Raw genomic sequence first — 18,141 nt, forward strand, 5'->3', positions numbered from 1 at the left:
GGTAAGTTTGGCTGCTAACGATAAAAATACCACCCGACGGCAAAAGTATTGCCGCCGGGCGTCGGGTTATTTCAGTCCTAACGCCGCTTTCATGGTGTAGAACAGGTCGGTCTGGTCGGTCAAACCAACCACATTCGCCGCATGCGGGCCGTAGGCTGCAATTCGCAGTTGGCTACCAGTGTGCTCCTGAGATTCCTCTTCAGAGTTACCGTAGCTAATAACCATCACCGCGCCATCTTTGGTGTTCAGTGCCTGAGTCAGGCCTGGTGCTTTGGTATCCGGTGCGACAATCTGGCTGGCATGCGCGTGGTCTGCGGTTACCACTACCAGGGTGTTGCCATCTTTCTTCGCAAAGGCAAGCGCGCGCTGTACCGCTTCGTCCAGATCGACCGTTTCGCCAATCTGTCCGCATGGGTTGGCGGCGTGGTCCTGTTTATCAATTGACGCCCCTTCCACTTGCAGGAAGAAACCTTTCTCATTTTTGCTTAACAGTTCAATCGCTTTATCCGTCATCTGCGCCAGCGTCGGCACACTGTCATTACGCTTTGGATTTGGCGCACAGGTCACAACCGGTTTATCCAGATTGCCATGATAAGATGCCTTCGGTCCTTCCCAGCGTACCGGCATATTGCCGTCAGAGAACAGACCCAGCAGCGGTTTATCCTGATTAGCTTCAGTAATCGCCGCCAGCGTAGCCGCATCACTCACCAGTTGATAACCGCGGGCCTGGGCTTGTTCACGCAACGTTTTACCCTGCCATTCGCCTGCCGCTGCGGTTTCCGCAAACGTTTTTGCCCCGCCACCCAACGTAACGTCAGCCCTGGCATTGAGTAATTGTTCGGTGATTGACCCTTTGCCGCCTTTTTCCAGCGCATTAGTTGGACATTTTTCACGGGTCACGTCAGGGCCATAGCACTTACGCGAGGTCACATGAGCAACCAGCGCTGCCGGAGTCGCATCCTGCAATTCAGCGGTAGAAACGTTGCCCGTCGCCAGCCCCGCTGCTTTTGCCATTTCAAGAATTGTGGTGTGATCTTTTTCGTGGATATCCACGCCCAGAGCACCATTATAGGTTTTCACACCGGTGGTCCACGCCGTGGCGGATGCCGCAGAATCCGTCACATAATCGGGTTTGCCCGTTTTTTTATCCAGCGCATAATGCGTGTATTGTCCGGTCAACGGTAAAGCATCAATACCTTTAAAAAAGCCGCCTGCGCCTTCGGCATAATTTCGTGCTGCCGTTATTTCTGAGTCACCCATCCCATCACCAATCAATAGAATAATATTTTTGGCAGGTTTATCGTTCAGAGAATCGCGCAAAGCTGCCGTTTGATCGGCAGCCAATCGGCGGGCACCGCCCGGTGTGGTGATATCACCCTGAGCGGCACGATTATCCAGAACCGGCATAGCAGATGATTCTGCATAAATAACCGGGGTAAACAGCAAAGGTAACAGGGCAATAGCGAGTGCGCTTTGTTTCACTTTATTTTCTCCATGTATAAATACAGTAAAATTAAAACAAAGCGACTATAAGTATTTGATGTGACACTTTTATGATAATTCGTGGACGACGCGCCACAGATGACTCAAAACGCTTTTGGCACACTCTCGCCTGCGTTATGAATGCTGGTCAGAAATGCAGGCATACGGCCTACCCCAGCCACAGCATCCTCTATCTGGCGAATAAAAATTTGCCGATCGTTCCACGTCATATTACGCAGCATTTCGATGATTACCTGCTCGAGCGTTTCAACCTGCGTCGCCAGCTCTTGCGACTCTTCTTCTTTTTGGGCGAGCTTAAGTAACAACTCAGTGATGAGATTTTTCATTTGCGTATTCCCTTAACCAAATATGAGCCACGTTATCATTAAGACTCACCACTGCCTAGAGGATGAAAGTTGTATTTTTATAAAAAATAAAACATTTTGCGAAAACAATCACAACACAAAATAAGGAGGGGCGTAGTAAAGTAGAATCATTGCATATAAAAGGGTATGGGAATTAATAATAACATAGATATATAATGCACAATTATGGATTAACAACGCTGACGAGCAGCGTTGTTAATCAGAACTTCAGCGTACGCTACGTCGACGTCGCAGCGCGATAGCCAGTTGCCAGATATTGATAAGCACAATGCTCGCCGTGGCAATAAACACCCAGCGAAAGCCCGCCATTGCTGATACCGTTGCTCCCATTAATGGCCCGGCCACGTTACCGAGGTACATAAATGACTGGTTATAACCAAAAATTCGCCCGGTTATTTGGTCGCTGGAGTATTTCACCAGCAGTGTCTGCACTGCGGGCAACATTGCGCCGTCGGCAAATCCGAGCAGAAAACGTAAGATTCCCAACTGCAATGGCGTGGTGACCCATGACATGGCGAAAAACAACACTACCGCGAAGATTAACGTCGCCATTAAAATCCGTTCGGTCCCAATACGGTCGCCTAACTTACCTAGCAGGGGCGCTGAAATCAGGGCCGAGACGCCCGGCACCGAAGCAATCAACCCGCTGAGAAAGGCAATATTCGAACTGTCTGGCACCATCGATTTAATAAACAGCGCCAGAATCGGTCCAATTGAGCCGTTACACAGTTGGATAACCATAGTAGTAAAAAACAGGCTAATCACCAGCGCCGGGTAAGGCAGTGAGGCAAAGACGGCCTTACCGCTCAGACGTTCGCTTTTTTTGATAGTCGGGCGCACGCCCTCTTTGATTAAGAACAGCGTGACCAGGAAACTCACCACCAGCAAGGCTGCTGTAATACAGAATACTGCCCGTAAACCAACATGATCGGCAATAAAGCCCCCCATCAGCGGCCCGCCAATGACGCCGCTAATTTGCGCCGTCGAAAGTGTACTCAGTGCCCATCCGCTGCGTTCGCGCGGTACCTGTGAGGCCACCAGCGCCATCGCATTGGGAATATAGCCAGAAGTTAACCCCATCACCCCACGCAGAAGAAAAAGCTGCCAGACGTTGGTGGCAAAGGCCTGCAGTAAAATCGCAATCGCCATCCCCAGAGAAGCACGCAGCAACATCAGCTTACGTCCTTTACGGTCCGCTAAACTGCCCCACATCGGAGAGACAATGGCTGAAATCAGGAAGGTGACGCTGAACGTTAAGCCGGACCACATTGAGAGCGCTTCATGCGAGGTCACTCCCAGTTGGGAGATATAGAGCGGTAAAAAAGGCAGGATTTGGCTAATCGCCAGTCCGGTAAAAAAGCAACCGAACCACACGGAAATAAGGTTAACTCTCCAGGATTCCATAAGGACTCATAACGATAAATAGCTGAAAACTGCGAGCAGCTTAACAAATTACTTAGCCAAATAAGGGTTCACAGGTGCGATAAATCACAGTTTAGGATTTTATCTCCCCGCTCATCATATTTGTGATACACCTCACACCAAACCCATAATTTAAACAGGGAATTATGCTTCACGGTCGATCTGCGCGTTTACGCCTATCACTTCCCCGGTTATCCACTAAAACAATCTGCCAGAAGCCGAGGAAACCTACGTTTTGTCGTGGTAATGTATGTGCTTTGCATTCATGGAATGGGTTTTTAAGATGGCAAAGTTGCGGGTAGGAATCGTATTTGGTGGTAAATCAGCGGAACATGAAGTGTCATTGCAATCGGCAAAAAATATCGTCGATGCCATCGACAAGACTCGCTTTGACGTTGTGCTGTTAGGTATTGATAAACAAGGGCAATGGCACGTTAGCGATGCCAGTAATTATCTGCTCAATTCAAACGATCCGGCGCATATTGCGCTGCGTCCCTCCGCGACCAGCCTTGCTCAGGTACCGGGTAAACAAGAACATCAGTTGATCGATGCGCAAAACGGTAAGCCGCTGCCTACGGTCGATGTTATTTTCCCAATTGTACACGGCACGCTGGGTGAAGATGGCTCTTTGCAGGGGATGCTGCGCGTGGCGAATCTACCATTCGTCGGATCTGATGTATTAGGTTCTGCGGCCTGTATGGATAAAGACGTGACCAAACGTCTGCTGCGCGATGCCGGATTAAACATCGCCCCGTTTATTACGCTGACTCGCGCCAATCGCAACAGCATCAGCTTTGCCGAGGTTGAGTCTCGCCTGGGTCTGCCGCTGTTTGTAAAACCGGCCAACCAGGGATCGTCCGTTGGCGTCAGTAAAGTGACCAGCGAAGCACAATACGACCAGGCCGTCGGACTCGCATTTGAATTCGATCATAAAGTCGTCGTCGAACAAGGGATCAAAGGCCGCGAGATCGAATGCGCGGTGCTGGGTAACGATCATCCGCAGGCCAGTACCTGTGGCGAGATCGTGCTGAACAGTGATTTTTACGCTTACGACACCAAATATATTGACGACAACGGTGCCAAAGTGGTTGTTCCGGCAGCAATCGCACCGGAAATTAACGATAAGATCCGAAACATTGCAATTCAGGCTTATCAGACGTTGGGCTGTGCCGGCATGGCCCGCGTGGACGTTTTCTTAACCGCAGAGAACGAGGTTGTGATCAACGAGATCAACACACTGCCGGGCTTTACCAACATCAGCATGTATCCAAAACTGTGGCAGGCGAGCGGTTTAGGCTATACCGATTTGATCACTCGCCTGATCGAGCTGGCGCTGGAACGCCATGCGGCAGATAGCGCGCTGAAAACCAGTATGTAAACCCGTCAGGATGCCTGATCTCTATTGGGCATCCTTTGTTTCATCTTCATCTTCCACCCGGCGACGAATAATTAATCCGGCCAGCCAAAAGCTAATCACCCAGGTAACCAGCCCCACCGCATAGGTTTGCCACCCCTGCGCTTCAAAACCGAGCAAGCCCACCACGCCGTTCAGAATAAAGATAAGCCCGATTGCGAAGGCATAGTAGTGCCAGTCTCGGCGGATTTTTACAGGCAGGTTCATAACAGCTCCGGTAGAAATACAACATGGAAGCGCATCCTCGCACATTTCCTCATGGACGTCTGTGGCCTGTACGGAAATTCTGAAATGTAACTTAATTTCACTTAAGGTTACTCAATTGTGACGGAAAGCAAAAAACCGAAATCCAGGAATAATCTCTACCTGAAATTACCATCATTCTGATATTGACATTGCCGATCACCTGTCAGACTCACGGTGAGTTCCAGGCATTACGTCAAAAAAGCAGGTTATTTCCGGAGGTCTTTATGGCTGATTTTACGCTCTCAAAATCCCTTTTTAAGGGCAAGCATCGGGACACCTCCTCCCTGCCCGGCAACATTGCGTATGCCGTATTTGTGCTGTTTTGCTTTTGGGCGGGCGCGCAGATTTTAAATCTGTTGGCCCACGCTCCCGGCATCTATGAACAACTAATGCAGTTACAAATGCAAGAGACAGGGCGACCGCGAGTTGAAATCGGTTTGGGTGTCGGTACCCTTTTTGGGCTGGTCCCTTTCATCACCGGAAGCCTGATTCTGGGTGCTATCGCGGCATTCGTGCACTGGCGCCGTCGTCATCATAACGACGACTGACCCATACATCTCGCCCGACGATCGTCCACGCGTTTCGCAAACCACGCGGTAGTCAGATTTCGCGTGATCTTCGGGCTTTCCAGTTGAATGCCTGGCAGCATTTCACGGGGGAGCGCTTTCCCGGTCTTCGCTTCCGCCAGCTTATAGACCTTCTCGTACAACGCAGTCTCTTCAAACGCCAGGCTGTCACCTTTTTGCAATTGACGGCGGATCTCACTCTCGCTCATATCCAGTTTCCCGGCCAGTTTACGCACTGCCAGCTCGGTTTTACCCGGTTCGCTGCTACCGTAGAGAATCAAATCCCCATCCATCGCCAGCTTCACCCCGCTGGCTTTACTGACCGCATTCTGGAAAGCCGCATTGCGGCTGGCATACCACCCGGCATTAAAATCGGCGAAGCGGAAGATGGGCGCACTGTAATTCGCCGGGTAGTTAAGCAGATGATATGTACCAAACCACAGCCCGCCGCGACGGCTGAACACTTCCTGACGCACGGTTCCCGCCATTTTCCACGGATAACCGCCAGCATGTTGCTCGGCAAAGGCGATACTGACCTGCATCGGACCGCCGGTATGCACCGGATTAAGCGAACCAAACAGCGTCTGCCCCATCGGTACCATATTAATAAAATCATCAAAGATGGCACTCAGCTGTTTTTCCGTCTTCACCGAATCCAGACGCTCGCTGTAGCTTTTCCCCGTTGGCGAGTTAATCTTCAGCGCGGTATGCACCACAAACAGCGGAATGTGCATCCGCTCGGCTCGGCGGTCGATCTCTTTCCAGGCGATTTTATTCAGTCCTGGAACAGCAGGGTCCGCCTGATAGTTAGACTCCTGCTGAGCCACCGCCAGCACCGAACAGATATTTTCAACCGTCGGCGCCAGCTTCTGGCTTTCAAACGTCTTCGCCAGGTCCTGTGCCCACGCGTCCCTGTCTTTCACGCTGGCGGGCATTTTCTGGCGCACCACGCTCGCCACATCGACGGCTTTCTCCCCCTTTTTTAACGGCTGCGCAGGTTGGCTACTACATCCCACCAGCACCAGAGCGGCCAAACCGGACAAGGGGTAAAGACGGGAAACCGTCGACATAACATCTCCTCATTATTAACCAAGGGTATGGGTAACTTCCTGAATATCCTGATCATCAAGCTCACGTTCAAAGCTGCGCAGACGCTTATATATAGACATCAGTTCAACTAACGTTGTCCAGGAGTTAATCAAATACTGGAACGAGCCGCGCACCTGACCAAACACGTTTGTAATTTGCGTCATCAAACCAAGCGTAATCGTACCGGCAACAATCGACGGAAACAGCAGGAACAAACCGAAAACGTTATCAACCTGCAGGTACAGAATACGGGCGATATTGAAGTACATATAGTGAAAATAGAGGCGGAAGTAGTTCTGGCGTACCGCGTGAAACAGTTCACGCACCGTTGGCGGTGTCGCACGATTGGCGTCATCTTCACCGTATACCAGTTCTTTACGGTAGGCCGCCTCCACGCGCTGGTTTTTAAACTCCAGCCCAGGAAGTTTAATCCCGACTACCGCCAGTAAGCCAGTTCCCATCAGGGACCAGACAATCGCGGCAATCACCAGGCCATAAGGCACATGCCCAATAATTGGCAGGTCAGGAACATGGGCAGAGAGTGTGACCAGCACGGGCAAAAAGGCGATCAGCGTCATAATCGCGTTGATAAAGCTGACTCCCATATTTTCCAGCGTGGAGGCAAAACGCATAGTGTCTTCCTGCACACGCTGCGCAGCGCCTTCGATATGACGCAGATGCTGCCAGTGCGCCATATAGTGTTCATTCATTGCGGTCCGCCAGCGGAAGACATAGTGACTGACAAAAAAGTTGTTCATCACGCCAATAATTACGGCAATCAGTGCAATGCCGAGAAAGATGCCCACTTCATGATAGAATTGCTCAATCTTCACCTTGTGCGGCGCGCTGAGTGCGGTTTGAATCAGATCATAGAATGGCGCATACCAGGCGTTGACGGCGACGCCAACTTCAACCAGAAACCAGGTCACGAAAATAATCAGCGATGTGCCGAGTATCGACCAGTACTGCCAGCGGTGCGGGCTGTAGATAAACCAAAACAGCGCGAACACCCCAACGCAAAGAATGTAATACGCATAAAAAATCAGGTAATCCAACGACCAGAATCGAGCCGCGCTAATCGGTACATCTCCCGACGCGCCGGTAAAGCGTGCAACCCAGGCTCCCCCACCTGCTTGCCAGAATACAACAGCGACCAGTGCCCAAATAAATGCCGAAATAAAGAACGCTCCCGGCTTTGGGAAAAAAGACTTAAACATAGTGCTCTCCTGCTAACTTCTTATCGTTATGACGACTGCTGTGCATTTGCCACTCTGAAAGTACGTGGCCAGATGGCTTACGCCCAAAAACACAAGCTGAAACCCACATTGTGACCAAAACCGGGGCACTTAGTTCGCCCCCCAGTTATGAAGAATTGTTTCTGTGGTTTTCACACTCGACAACGTTCCAATCTGTGCTGATTATCACAGCGTGAGATCACAAAAGCGAATATGCATAATCCCGAAAACGCTCGCGTTTACTCATCGTTACGTTTTTCACACTATCATTGGCTGATAAGCGCTTTGCAATACGCTGATGAGTAGTATAAATACGCATACGCACGACATCCTTTTTCACTTTCTCTAACTCATGGACACCACCGTTGAAACGTAGTCTGCTTTTTTCTGCCGCGCTGTGTGCGGCGTCATTGACATCTGTCCAGGCGGCACAGCCTATAACCGATCCGGTCTTCGCCTCTGATATCGTCGATCGTTATGCCGACCATATATTTTACGGCAGTGGTGCTACAGGGATGGCACTCGTGGTGATTGATGGCAATCAGCGCGTATTTCGCAGCTTTGGCGAAACGCGTCCCGGTAACAACGTCCATCCGCAACTGGATTCCGTAATTCGTATTGCCTCCATCACCAAATTAATGACCAGCGAAATGCTGGTAAAATTACTCGATCAGGGCACAGTTAAACTCAACGATCCGTTGAGTAAATATGCACCACCTGGCGCACGCGTGCCGACTTATCAGGGCACACCGATTAGACTGGTGAATTTGGCGACGCATACCAGTGCGCTGCCGCGCGAACAGCCAGGCGGCGCAGCAAAGCGCCCCGTGTTTGTCTGGCCAACCCGCGAACAGCGCTGGAGCTATCTCTCAACCGCCACGCTAAAAGCCGCACCGGGCTCGCAGGCTTCTTATTCCAACCTGGCGTTTGATCTACTGGCCGATGCGCTGGGAACCGCCTCAGGTAAGCCTTATCCGCAGCTGTTTGAAGAAAAAATCACCCGTCCGCTGGGGATGAAAGACACCACCTTTACGCCGTCCCCCGATCAATGTCGACGCCTGATGGTCGCGGAAAAAGGAGCCAGCCCTTGCAACAACACGCTGGCGGCGATGGGCAGCGGCGGCGTCTATTCAACACCCGGCGATATGATGCGCTGGATGCAGCAGTATCTCTCATCTGATTTTTATCATCGTAGCCAACAGGCCGATCGGATGCAGACGCTGATTTATCAGCGTACACAGTTGACCAAAGTGATAGGGATGGATGTTCCGGGCAAGGCCGATGCACTTGGTTTGGGCTGGGTCTATATGGCACCGAAAAATGGCCGACCGGGAATTATTCAAAAAACCGGCGGCGGCGGCGGATTCATCACCTATATGGCGATGAATCCGCAGCAAAACGTTGGGGCGTTTGTCGTGGTAACACGTTCTCCGCTGACCCGCTTTACCAATATGAGCGACGGTATCAACGATCTGGTTGCAGAGTTGAGCGGAAACAAACCGCAGGTTATTCCCGCATCCTGACTTAATACTCAAAAGGCAAACGGTTAATGTTCACCAGTTTGCCTTTATTCATTTCAATGTAACCACCTTTACGCAAAGCCGCGAGAACTTCAGCAACAACTGAGCGTGAAATTCGCGTGCGTTGGTGAATATAGTTCATGACACCGACACGCGAACGCAGTTCGTCGTCCCATTTCGTCATGGATATCAGCGTCGCGCGGATCTGATCGTAGGAGTTATTGCCAATTAACTGTAAGTCGCGCATTTCAAGCATGCAGTTTTGCCACGCTAACCAGCAGAAGGCTTCGCGCCAAACCTGGCATTGTTCAATTATATTAATCGTTTGTGAAGCCGGAAGATGATATCCCGTACAATTACTTTCGGTTATTAATCTGTAAGGTACATCTGTTTTCATCACGCCATCCGAAAGCCCCATAATAAACGGAGCCTGCGCGATGCCAACCAGCACATTTTCTCCTCGTCGCAGGGAAATTACGCCGCTTAATATAATAAAGGTATCGTCACTATTTATATCACTGGAATATATAATTTGCTTTTCGTTATCATATTTGAAATGTTGTCCGTATTTTGACAAACATTTATCAAGCTTACCAAATTCCAAAAGAGGTTTATTCGTCGAGAACATTTGTGCATTCCTTGCAACAAATGCCCGTCAAATCCGTGACGGGCATTATTCTGAATTAAATTACCTTATACTTCTCAGCGAGAAAATTCTTACCAGGTATATTTAACACCAACGTTTGCAGCCCAGTCTTGATCAACATCACCGCCACCGAGGTAGTTAGCATCGGTGTAAGCACTGAAGTTCTTGGTGAAGCTGAACTGAGTACCCAGTCCCACACGTACCGCAGAACCTTCTACGCCATTGTCGATAGAGTCTCCGTTTACGTTAGAATCGTTGTTAGAGTCATCGTAAACATAGGCCAGTTTGAAGTACGGGGTCAGCGCCTGATCTTCGCTGTAGGCGAAGGTATAACCTGCATCTACACCCAGTTCATAACGCATGCTGTCATAAGACTGACCGTCAACTTTCATGTCGTTGCTCAGCTTATAGTCATCACCAGACTGGAACAGACCGGATACACTACCGTAAGGCGTCACGTAACCGGCATCACCCAGTTTCAGGTCGTAACCCAGTTTCAGGCCAAAGCCCCAGGCATCAGCAGAGGTGCTGCCATCAACATACTGACCGTTGCTCATGTTAGCAGACAGATCGTTGTTGAAGTGGGAGTAGCTTAAGTTACCGTCAACAAAGATGTTGTTGTCAAAGCGAGCAGAAGAGTAGATGTAGGCCGTCTGGCTGTCTTGATCCACCTGACCAGTACGGTCGCTCATATCACCTTTCGCAAAGCCTGCCGCAGCACCGACAATCCACTTAGCGTTGTTGCCATCGATTTTGGAATCAACACCGACCATGATGCCGCTGACATCCTGATCGTAGTTAATACTGCCGTTATCCGCGTCGAAGCTGCCGCCGAAGTAGCTTACCCATGCACCACCGTTATCTGCCAGACCATGACGAGCGTTAGTCAGACGAGTTCCAACGGTGTCTTGTTCCAGGTTCCAGATATTGGTGTTAGCAGACGGAATGCTCAGCGCCATGTTCGCGTAGTCGGTCAGCTCCATCTGCTGCAGAACAACGGTGTTACCCTGCTGCTGCGCCTGATAGGTGTAAGCACCCAGATCCGCTTTGTTAGCTGCAGAGAAGGTCGCAGTGCTGTTGGTGTCGTTAACATAAACCAGTTCTTTGCCTTTGTAATCAGCAATAGAACCAGTACCGGTCGCGTTATCGATACGTACTTTATAGTTACCAGTTGCAGCTGCAACGTGGTCACCATAGTTATCAACTTCAGACTGATCGTAGGAGGTGTCGGAATCGCCGTTACCATTGATAGTCAAGTGACCATCAGAGTTCATTGCGATCACGCCGTAACCATAGTTAGCCTGAGTTTTGTCGTTAGTACGGTCGTTGGTCAGGTCGGCATTCAACACATAGTTGGTACTGTTGATGTCGAAAACACCCGCATTAACATGGTTGTAAGCGTCGGTGTAGCTGGTCAGATTCAGCGTATCAACCTGCAGTGCATCACCTGTGCTGTTACCCACATCCAGAACACCATTGTTGGTTACGTTGATAGTATTTGCATACAGCGCAGCATCACCTACGCCCCAGCCAGCAGCAACATCATCCGCAATTGTGACGGTACTGTTGTCAATAGACAGGGTATCGGTCGCAACATGACCATCCTCGTTGATGTTCAGGGCAGAAGCACCGGTCAGCGCGATAGAGTCAGAAATCAGATCAGAATCGCCTACATTCACGACGGAACCACTGTTGATGCTCAGGGTGTCAATCAGAGAGGTTTTGGTGGTATCCCACTGTGAAGCGCCGTTCAGCGTGACGTTGAACAGACCGCTCTGGTAGACAGCATTGCCAACCACGTGACCATTTTCGTCATAAGAGGTTGTGTCGCTGTCAATACCGTAGGTTGAATCAGGCCACAGGCTGTTGGCAGCGATATCGATCAGCGTCGCGGTGGCTTCAGTACCCGCAGCGTAGCCGTCATAAACACCGTCACCATCGGAATCAACCTGATGTACGGACATCGCTGCGCCAACCCACTTGCTACCGTTGTTCAGGGTCAGATCCAGACGGTCAGTACCGTCCCAACCATTGGTATCCAGATCGGCATCAGTATCACGGTAAGTATCAGCGCCGTTCGGGAAGAAGTTCTCATCGAAGTTGCTGGAGAACACCACGTCGCCCATCAGCGTGGAATTGTTAAAGGTGGCAGTAGTCTGCATCGCGTTGTCGGCATCTGGATGCGCAATAACAGCCAATGCAACATCATCAGCAGTATAAGAACCGCTGTAATCGCTTGCATTGCTGGTATTACCAAACCAGCCAGAAGTGCCTTCATCAGACCATGAACCTGAGGTCACAGTAGAATCACTGACAGCAATAGTATTATTAAATACTTCGCTGCTGTTTACACCAGTACTAACGGTATTATCGTCAATATCTTCCCACTCGTAACCCTGAGTCAGCGTAATACCCGCAACGTGAGAGTTATTGGAGATAGACAGATCAACTTCCTGATCCAGAGTAATAGCCGTGCCCAGATTATAAACATCGACAACATGCGTATCAGCGGCGTCATTATACGTACCGTTGTAGGTATAATGTTCGTAGTTGTCATCGATAGTTGAATTAATGACGTTCATCGCCAGACGATCGTAGTAATAGTCGGTGCCCGTACGGTTAGTACAATCCGTGGTCATACACTCGGATGTCACCATACCGTGAATAGTACTATTTTTAATCGTCAGGCTATTGTTATTGCTGTCAGCATAAACTCCATCATCCAGGTAATAAGTCGAAATAACGCCGTTGACAGTAGCGTTATTGATTACCGGATAAATATCACCGTTATAAATACTATCAGTGTCGTAATTATTCCAACCGACATATCCATCATAGTAAACGCCATCAGTATAAGATGCGTCGTTATAATGCGTGAAAGTAGTATAAGTAGTGCCAGAGATATCAGTGGAAGCATTCGCCTGAGAAGTGATTGCCAAAGTGCAGGCTAATGCTAATTGTGAGACTACAAGTTTCTTTTTCCAAGTGTGCATTTGTCATCCCTCCTCAGGGACGTAATATAGTTGATCCATCAATTATCAATGCATAGAAAACATTTTATGTTTCGCAGGAACGATTATGCGGCGTCATGGAGGAAAGGTTCAATTATTCTTTGCCCGTTGTCCGAAAACGGACAACACCACGAATGCCAACTTCTTTATTTAAGAAACAAAAAAATCATTACCTTCAATTAATTACGGACAACCAGTCGTTCAAAACATATTATTTACCAATGAATTACGATGCATACAAACAAATAACTAATAAATAGACGCATCTTATGCATCGGGATATAAAAGCAAACATATAGATATTTAAAATAATAAACAACATAATGAATATGAATAAATGGCTCTAATGACTCAACCTTCCATCAAGGGAAATCCAGATATAACGCCAACTTTCGTAACCCCCTCGCCTTCAGGTTCGGGTATACTGCGATCTTCGATTCCACAAACATCAGGCATACCATGACAGACCTAATCCAACGCCCTCGCCGCCTGCGCAAATCTCCTGCGCTGCGCGCTATGTTTGAAGAGACAACACTCAGCTTAAATGACCTGGTGTTGCCGATCTTTGTTGAAGAAGAACTCGACGATTACAAAGCTATTGACGCCATGCCTGGCGTGATGCGTATTCCAGAGAAGCATCTGGCGCGCGAAATTGAACGCATTGCCAATGCGGGCATCCGTTCGGTCATGACTTTCGGCATTTCCCACCATACGGATGACACCGGCAGCGATGCCTGGAAAGAAGACGGTCTGGTGGCGCGCATGTCGCGTATCTGTAAACAGACCGTGCCGGAAATGATTGTCATGTCCGACACCTGTTTCTGTGAATACACCTCGCATGGCCACTGTGGTGTGTTATGCGATCACGGCGTTGATAACGATTTAACCCTTGCTAACCTCGGCAAACAAGCGGTCGTTGCCGCAGCAGCGGGTGCGGACTTCATTGCGCCTTCTGCCGCTATGGACGGTCAGGTGCAGGCGATTCGCCAGGCGCTGGATGCTGCGGGCTTCACCGATACCGCGATCATGTCCTACTCCACTAAGTTTGCCTCTTCTTTCTACGGCCCGTTCCGTGAAGCTGCAGGCACCGCGCTGAAGGGCGATCGTAAAACCTATCAGATGAACCCGATGAACCGCCGCGAGGCGATCCGTGAATCACTGCTGGATGAAGCCCAGGGCGCAGACTGCCTGATGGTAAAACCGGCTGGCGCATACCTCGATATTCTGCGCGATATTCGCGAGCGCACCGAGTTGCCGATTGGCGCTTATCAGGTCAGCGGCGAGTATGCGATGATTAAATTCGCAGCAATGGCGGGCGCTATTGATGAAGAGAAAGTGGTGCTGGAAAGCTTAGGGTCGATCAAACGCGCTGGCGCGGATCTGATCTTCAGCTACTTCGCACTGGATCTGGCTGAGAAAAAAATCCTGCGTTAATAACGTCGCCTTATCGGGCCTGCTTTTTCAGGCCCGATGAAAAAGCACCACCGGACTGTTAGCCTGCACGGAAGTAAGGCTTATCTCCCAGAATCGTTGCCCGATGCATAATGCGCCGCTGCGGTAGATAATCCGCATTCGCATAATGCTGTGTCACGCGATTATCCCAAATCGCGACATCGTTAGGCTGCCAGCGCCAGCGCACCTGGAACTCCGGTTTAGTGATATGCGCGAACAGAAATCCCAGTAACGTTTCGCTCTCTTTTTCCGTCACATCGACAATTCGCGTCGTAAATCCCTCATTCACAAACAGCGCCTGTTTTCCGCTTACCGGATGTGTGCGCACCACCGGATGCAACAGAGGCGGATGCTTCACTACCGCCTCCAGCCAGCGCTGATGCTCCTCCTCCGTTTTGCGGTATTTATATTCCGGGAATGATTTACGGAAATCATGCTCTGCCCGCAGACCGCTCAGCAACTGACGCAAAGGCTCTGAAAGCGCCTCAAAAGCAGCAATTCCGCTGGTCCACAGGGTATCGCCTCCGGTTGATGGCAGCTCTTTCGCCGCTAAAATCGCCCCGGCAGGCGGCGTGTCAATAAAGGTTACATCGGTGTGCCAGTTGTCGTTATCCGGGGGGTTATCATTATGCGTATCCAGCACGATAATCTCTTCTACCCCTTCGGCATGCGGATAGACCGGATGAATATGCAGATCGCCGAAACGCAGCGCCAGAGTACGCTGCTGTTGCGGCGTAATCACCTGCTCACGCAGAAACACCACCTGGTGACGCAGTACTGCGTGATAAAGCTGCTCGAACTGGTTATCACTCAGCGGGCGCGCCAAATCCGCACCGGTAATTTGTGCGCCAATATACGGCCCCAGCGGGGTAATGATCAGACGTTCACTCATTGTACTTCTCCATGCTAGGGCGTCAGACGGCGCTGAAGCGCACGCAGACCCAGTTCTAAAATAAACGCGATAACGGCAATCACCGCGATCCCCGCCAGCACCACATCCGTTGCCAGAAACTCACCGGCTGACTGCACCATAAATCCTAAACCTCGCGTGGCGGCAATCAGCTCTGCGGCCACCAGCGTCGACCAGCCCACGCCAAGCCCGATCCGTAACCCGGTGAGTATTTCCGGCAATGCCCCCGGCAAAATAACAAACCACAGCACCTGCGCACGGCTGGCTCCCAGCGATTGAGCAGCACGTACTCTCACCTGCTGCGCGCTTTTGACCCCCGCCAGCGCAGACATTGCTACAGGGGCGAAAATCGCCAGATAGATCAGCAGGATCTTCGAGGTTTCGCCAATGCCAAACCAGATGACCATCAGCGGCAAATAGGCCAATGGCGGAACCGGACGATACAGTTCAATGATCGGATCGAGAATGCCGCGCATCGTCGGACTCAGCCCCATAGCGATTCCAACCGGAACGCCCAGCAGCACCGCCGCCAGAAGCGAGATAACAATACGTGTCAGACTCGCCGCCAGATGCTGCCACAGCGTGGCATCCATAAATCCCTGCGGACCGGCAATAACGATCAGCTTTTGCAAAACCTGCCCTGGTGGCGGCAAAAACAGCGGGCTGATTAACTGCAGCGCCGCCACAGTCCACCACAACACCAAAATGACGGCCAACGTACCAAGGCTTAAGGTAATCTGCCGCGAGAACGGCCAGCGCCAGTTCAGCACCCGCTGGCGGCGGGGTTTATCATTAATCACCACGCTCATGAAAATGCCTCCCGTTGTTCAAAGACTCGACCTAACACGTACTCGCGCATGGCGATAAACTGCGGATCGGACTTAATGCTGCGACTCGACTCTCCAGCCACAAAGCGACGGGCGAAATTCAGCGGCAGACGCTCCAGTACCCGGCCAGGGCCTGGCGACAGCAATACCAGCTCCGTTGCCATAAACACGGCTTCTTCAATATCGTGGGTAATCAACAGCACCTGTTTGCCCGTCTCATGCCACAGCTTCAGCAGCAGAGTTTGCATCTGCTCGCGAGTAAAAGCGTCGAGCGCGCCAAAGGGTTCATCCAGCAGCAACAGCCGCGGGTTGGCCGCCAGCGCCCGGGCAATACCGACGCGCTGCCGCTGCCCGCCGGAAAGCTGCCAGATAAAACGTTTTCCCGCATCCTCCAGCCCAACTTTCTGCAGCATCTCCTGCGCGATTCGTTGACGCTGGAGCTTCTCCACCCCCGCCAGCTGCAACCCAAAGGCCACGTTGTCCTGCACGTTGCGCCAGGGCAGCAGGCCTTCGTTCTGGAACACGACTCCGCGATCTGCGCCGGGACCGTCAACTTTCTTACCCGCCAACGTAATGCTACCGTGCTGATACGGCGCAAACCCGGCAATCAGATTTAACAACGTGGTTTTCCCGCAGCCGGAAGGTCCGAGTACTACCAGAAGTTCGCCGCTATCAAGCGTCAGGTTGATATCCTCCAGCGCCGGTTTTCCACCGTAGCTGGCGGCAAGATGTGAGATTTTCAGCATCAGTGCCTCCTTATTTATTGCACGAAGCGATCGGTCACGTACTGGCTGTAATCTGTCGCCACGGCGGGGACTTTGCCCTGCTCTTTAAGGAACTGCGCGGTGTCGATAATCGCTTTATTCACCGCTCCATTTAGTTCGGCAGTCTGCTGTTGCGGCGTCAGGTAAGCGTTACCTTTCACCAGCCCCGGTACATCCGCCTCCGGCACACCGCTTAAACGCGACAATTTACTGATATTTTCCGACTGCTTCAGCCACTCATCAGGATTGGCGATATAAGGTTGCTGCGCGTCGATAGCGCTTTTGGCAAAGGCTTTAACTACCTCAGGGTATTTCTCGGCAAAATCTTTGCGTACCACCCATACGTCCAGCGTCGGCGCGCCCCACTCGCCAACCTGCGATGAGTCGGTTAACACCCTGCCATCTTTTTCCAACGCATTGACCGCAGGCGCCCAGACGTACGCGCCATCAATGTCCCCACGCTGCCAGGCGGCAATAATTGCCGGTGGCTGCAGGTTCACAATCTCAACCTGACCGGGCTTGATGCCCCAGTGTTTTAACGCTGCCAACAGGCTGTAATGAGTAGTGGAGATAAACGGCACGGCAATGCGTTTACCTATCAAGTCTTGCGGTTTACTGATATTTTTCTTCACCACCAGCGCTTCAGAATTGCCAAGTTTTGATGCCAGCAGGAAAACCTCAATCGGCACCTGCTGACTGGCTGCTACCGCCAGCGGACTGGATCCAAGATTACCGATCTGCACGTCGCCGGAGGCCAGCGCCCGGACGATGCTCGCGCCGCTGTCAAATTTGCGCCAGTCAACAGTCGCGCCGCTCTCCTTCGCAAAAGTGTTATCCGCCTGCGCCACTTTGGCGGGTTCGGCGGAGGTCTGATAAGCGACGGTGACGTTCACCGCCTGTGCCTGAAATGCGATGAATGCCAGTACGCCGAGAAATGCGTTACGCGATGAAATAGCCATGATTGTTTGCTCCCCTGTCTTGTTATGGGGGCAGTATTTCGTTGCGGCACAGTTTGATAAAGGAATTAAAAATTCTGGCTAAGAACAAAGCGTTTTTAGAAAAAAAGCGGCAATGCTTATACACAAAATCATTCAAGATACGTTGAGGCGGTAACGGAAGCCCCCAGGAGCATAGATAACTATGTGACTGGGGTTTCTGACAAATCTGCCGG

At 50.9% G+C, this 18,141-nt stretch carries 16 protein-coding genes; 4 read left to right on the forward strand and 12 right to left on the reverse strand.

Going from position 1 to position 18,141, the window contains the following annotated elements; all coding sequences use genetic code 11:
* Window positions 1–66: 66 nt before the first annotated feature.
* From phoA to NMD08_RS20075, 3 genes are all read right to left on the reverse strand, one after another.
* Window positions 67–1,482 (reverse strand): alkaline phosphatase, encoded by a 1,416-nt coding sequence (gene phoA, locus NMD08_RS20065; protein ID WP_187259354.1) that lies wholly within the window; start codon window positions 1,480–1,482, stop codon window positions 67–69.
* 104 nt (window positions 1,483–1,586) lie between these two features.
* A complete protein-coding gene (locus NMD08_RS20070) occupies window positions 1,587–1,829 on the reverse strand; it encodes a sigma-S stabilization anti-adapter protein IraP (RefSeq protein WP_151218589.1) in 243 nt (80 codons plus the stop codon).
* Window positions 1,830–2,075: 246 nt separating this feature from the next.
* Complete coding sequence (locus NMD08_RS20075) at window positions 2,076–3,272, reverse strand: multidrug efflux MFS transporter (protein ID WP_370618880.1); 1,197 nt, start codon at window positions 3,270–3,272, stop codon at window positions 2,076–2,078.
* Between the two features lie 301 nt (window positions 3,273–3,573).
* On the opposite strand from NMD08_RS20075, the gene ddlA reads away from it, so the two are divergent.
* Complete coding sequence (gene ddlA, locus NMD08_RS20080) at window positions 3,574–4,668, forward strand: D-alanine--D-alanine ligase (protein ID WP_151224842.1); 1,095 nt, start codon at window positions 3,574–3,576, stop codon at window positions 4,666–4,668.
* A 21-nt stretch (window positions 4,669–4,689) separates the two neighbouring features.
* Here the strand turns inward: ddlA and NMD08_RS20085 are convergent, their stop codons facing one another.
* Complete coding sequence (locus NMD08_RS20085) at window positions 4,690–4,911, reverse strand: DUF2754 domain-containing protein (RefSeq protein WP_151218586.1); 222 nt, start codon at window positions 4,909–4,911, stop codon at window positions 4,690–4,692.
* Window positions 4,912–5,174: 263 nt separating this feature from the next.
* On the opposite strand from NMD08_RS20085, the gene NMD08_RS20090 reads away from it, so the two are divergent.
* The gene (locus tag NMD08_RS20090; protein ID WP_151218585.1) at window positions 5,175–5,498 is read left to right on the forward strand and encodes a DUF2755 family protein; all 324 of its coding nucleotides are present in this window, start codon (window positions 5,175–5,177) and stop codon (window positions 5,496–5,498) included.
* Here NMD08_RS20090 and NMD08_RS20095 read toward each other — a convergent pair.
* Window positions 5,483–6,586 (reverse strand): DUF1615 domain-containing protein, encoded by a 1,104-nt coding sequence (locus NMD08_RS20095; RefSeq protein ID WP_151218584.1) that lies wholly within the window; start codon window positions 6,584–6,586, stop codon window positions 5,483–5,485. The genes NMD08_RS20090 and NMD08_RS20095 overlap by 16 nt on opposite strands.
* Window positions 6,587–6,601: 15 nt before the next feature.
* Complete coding sequence (gene sbmA, locus NMD08_RS20100; RefSeq protein ID WP_187252938.1) at window positions 6,602–7,822, reverse strand: peptide antibiotic transporter SbmA; 1,221 nt, start codon at window positions 7,820–7,822, stop codon at window positions 6,602–6,604.
* Window positions 7,823–8,205: 383 nt separating this feature from the next.
* Between sbmA and ampH the strand changes: the two genes are divergently transcribed.
* On the forward strand, window positions 8,206–9,363 hold the full coding sequence (gene ampH, locus NMD08_RS20105) for a D-alanyl-D-alanine-carboxypeptidase/endopeptidase AmpH (protein ID WP_370618882.1): 1,158 nt from the start codon (window positions 8,206–8,208) through the stop codon (window positions 9,361–9,363).
* Window position 9,364: 1 nt separating this feature from the next.
* Here the strand turns inward: ampH and iprA are convergent, their stop codons facing one another.
* Together iprA and ehaB are read right to left on the reverse strand one after the other, a co-directional pair.
* Entirely contained in the window at window positions 9,365–9,988 is a 624-nt protein-coding gene (iprA, locus tag NMD08_RS20110; RefSeq protein WP_151218582.1) for a hydrogen peroxide resistance inhibitor IprA, read from the reverse strand.
* 89 nt (window positions 9,989–10,077) lie between these two features.
* Window positions 10,078–12,999, reverse strand: a complete 2,922-nt coding sequence (gene ehaB / locus NMD08_RS20115) for an autotransporter adhesin EhaB (protein WP_151218581.1) — start codon at window positions 12,997–12,999, stop codon at window positions 10,078–10,080.
* Window positions 13,000–13,476: 477 nt separating this feature from the next.
* Between ehaB and hemB the strand changes: the two genes are divergently transcribed.
* Complete coding sequence (gene hemB, locus NMD08_RS20120) at window positions 13,477–14,451, forward strand: porphobilinogen synthase (protein WP_042310217.1); 975 nt, start codon at window positions 13,477–13,479, stop codon at window positions 14,449–14,451.
* Between the two features lie 58 nt (window positions 14,452–14,509).
* Here the strand turns inward: hemB and tauD are convergent, their stop codons facing one another.
* From tauD to tauA, 4 genes are read right to left on the reverse strand one after another with little or no spacing between them, the layout of a single operon-like run.
* On the reverse strand, window positions 14,510–15,361 hold the full coding sequence (tauD, locus tag NMD08_RS20125) for a taurine dioxygenase (RefSeq protein ID WP_187259349.1): 852 nt from the start codon (window positions 15,359–15,361) through the stop codon (window positions 14,510–14,512).
* 14 nt (window positions 15,362–15,375) lie between these two features.
* Complete coding sequence (gene tauC / locus NMD08_RS20130) at window positions 15,376–16,188, reverse strand: taurine ABC transporter permease TauC (RefSeq protein WP_370618884.1); 813 nt, start codon at window positions 16,186–16,188, stop codon at window positions 15,376–15,378.
* Window positions 16,185–16,952: a taurine ABC transporter ATP-binding subunit gene (gene tauB, locus NMD08_RS20135; protein WP_370618886.1), complete on the reverse strand. Its 768-nt coding sequence runs from the start codon at window positions 16,950–16,952 to the stop codon at window positions 16,185–16,187. Before tauB ends, tauC begins: the two co-directional genes overlap by 4 nt.
* Window positions 16,953–16,966: 14 nt before the next feature.
* Window positions 16,967–17,929 (reverse strand): taurine ABC transporter substrate-binding protein, encoded by a 963-nt coding sequence (gene tauA, locus NMD08_RS20140; RefSeq protein ID WP_210904701.1) that lies wholly within the window; start codon window positions 17,927–17,929, stop codon window positions 16,967–16,969.
* Between the last annotated feature and the right edge of the window lie 212 nt (window positions 17,930–18,141).

Origin of the sequence: Citrobacter meridianamericanus, assembly GCF_041320245.1 — a bacterium.
Classification (GTDB): Bacteria; Pseudomonadota; Gammaproteobacteria; order Enterobacterales; family Enterobacteriaceae; genus Citrobacter; species Citrobacter meridianamericanus.

What these genes read in the sequence shown, in the direction of transcription:
- NMD08_RS20070 (WP_151218589.1), bottom strand. Translation starts at nt 1,829, where the DNA reads ATGAAAAATCTCATCACTGAGTTGTTACTTAAGCTCGCCCAAAAAGAA.
- NMD08_RS20075 (WP_370618880.1), bottom strand. Translation starts at nt 3,272, where the DNA reads ATGGAATCCTGGAGAGTTAACCTTATTTCCGTGTGGTTCGGTTGCTTT.
- ddlA (WP_151224842.1), top strand. Translation starts at nt 3,574, where the DNA reads ATGGCAAAGTTGCGGGTAGGAATCGTATTTGGTGGTAAATCAGCGGAA.
- NMD08_RS20085 (WP_151218586.1), bottom strand. Translation starts at nt 4,911, where the DNA reads ATGAACCTGCCTGTAAAAATCCGCCGAGACTGGCACTACTATGCCTTC.
- NMD08_RS20090 (WP_151218585.1), top strand. Translation starts at nt 5,175, where the DNA reads ATGGCTGATTTTACGCTCTCAAAATCCCTTTTTAAGGGCAAGCATCGG.
- NMD08_RS20095 (WP_151218584.1), bottom strand. Translation starts at nt 6,586, where the DNA reads ATGTCGACGGTTTCCCGTCTTTACCCCTTGTCCGGTTTGGCCGCTCTG.
- sbmA (WP_187252938.1), bottom strand. Translation starts at nt 7,822, where the DNA reads ATGTTTAAGTCTTTTTTCCCAAAGCCGGGAGCGTTCTTTATTTCGGCA.
- iprA (WP_151218582.1), bottom strand. Translation starts at nt 9,988, where the DNA reads ATGTTCTCGACGAATAAACCTCTTTTGGAATTTGGTAAGCTTGATAAA.
- ehaB (WP_151218581.1), bottom strand. Translation starts at nt 12,999, where the DNA reads ATGCACACTTGGAAAAAGAAACTTGTAGTCTCACAATTAGCATTAGCC.
- hemB (WP_042310217.1), top strand. Translation starts at nt 13,477, where the DNA reads ATGACAGACCTAATCCAACGCCCTCGCCGCCTGCGCAAATCTCCTGCG.
- tauD (WP_187259349.1), bottom strand. Translation starts at nt 15,361, where the DNA reads ATGAGTGAACGTCTGATCATTACCCCGCTGGGGCCGTATATTGGCGCA.
- tauC (WP_370618884.1), bottom strand. Translation starts at nt 16,188, where the DNA reads ATGAGCGTGGTGATTAATGATAAACCCCGCCGCCAGCGGGTGCTGAAC.
- tauB (WP_370618886.1), bottom strand. Translation starts at nt 16,952, where the DNA reads ATGCTGAAAATCTCACATCTTGCCGCCAGCTACGGTGGAAAACCGGCG.
- tauA (WP_210904701.1), bottom strand. Translation starts at nt 17,929, where the DNA reads ATGGCTATTTCATCGCGTAACGCATTTCTCGGCGTACTGGCATTCATC.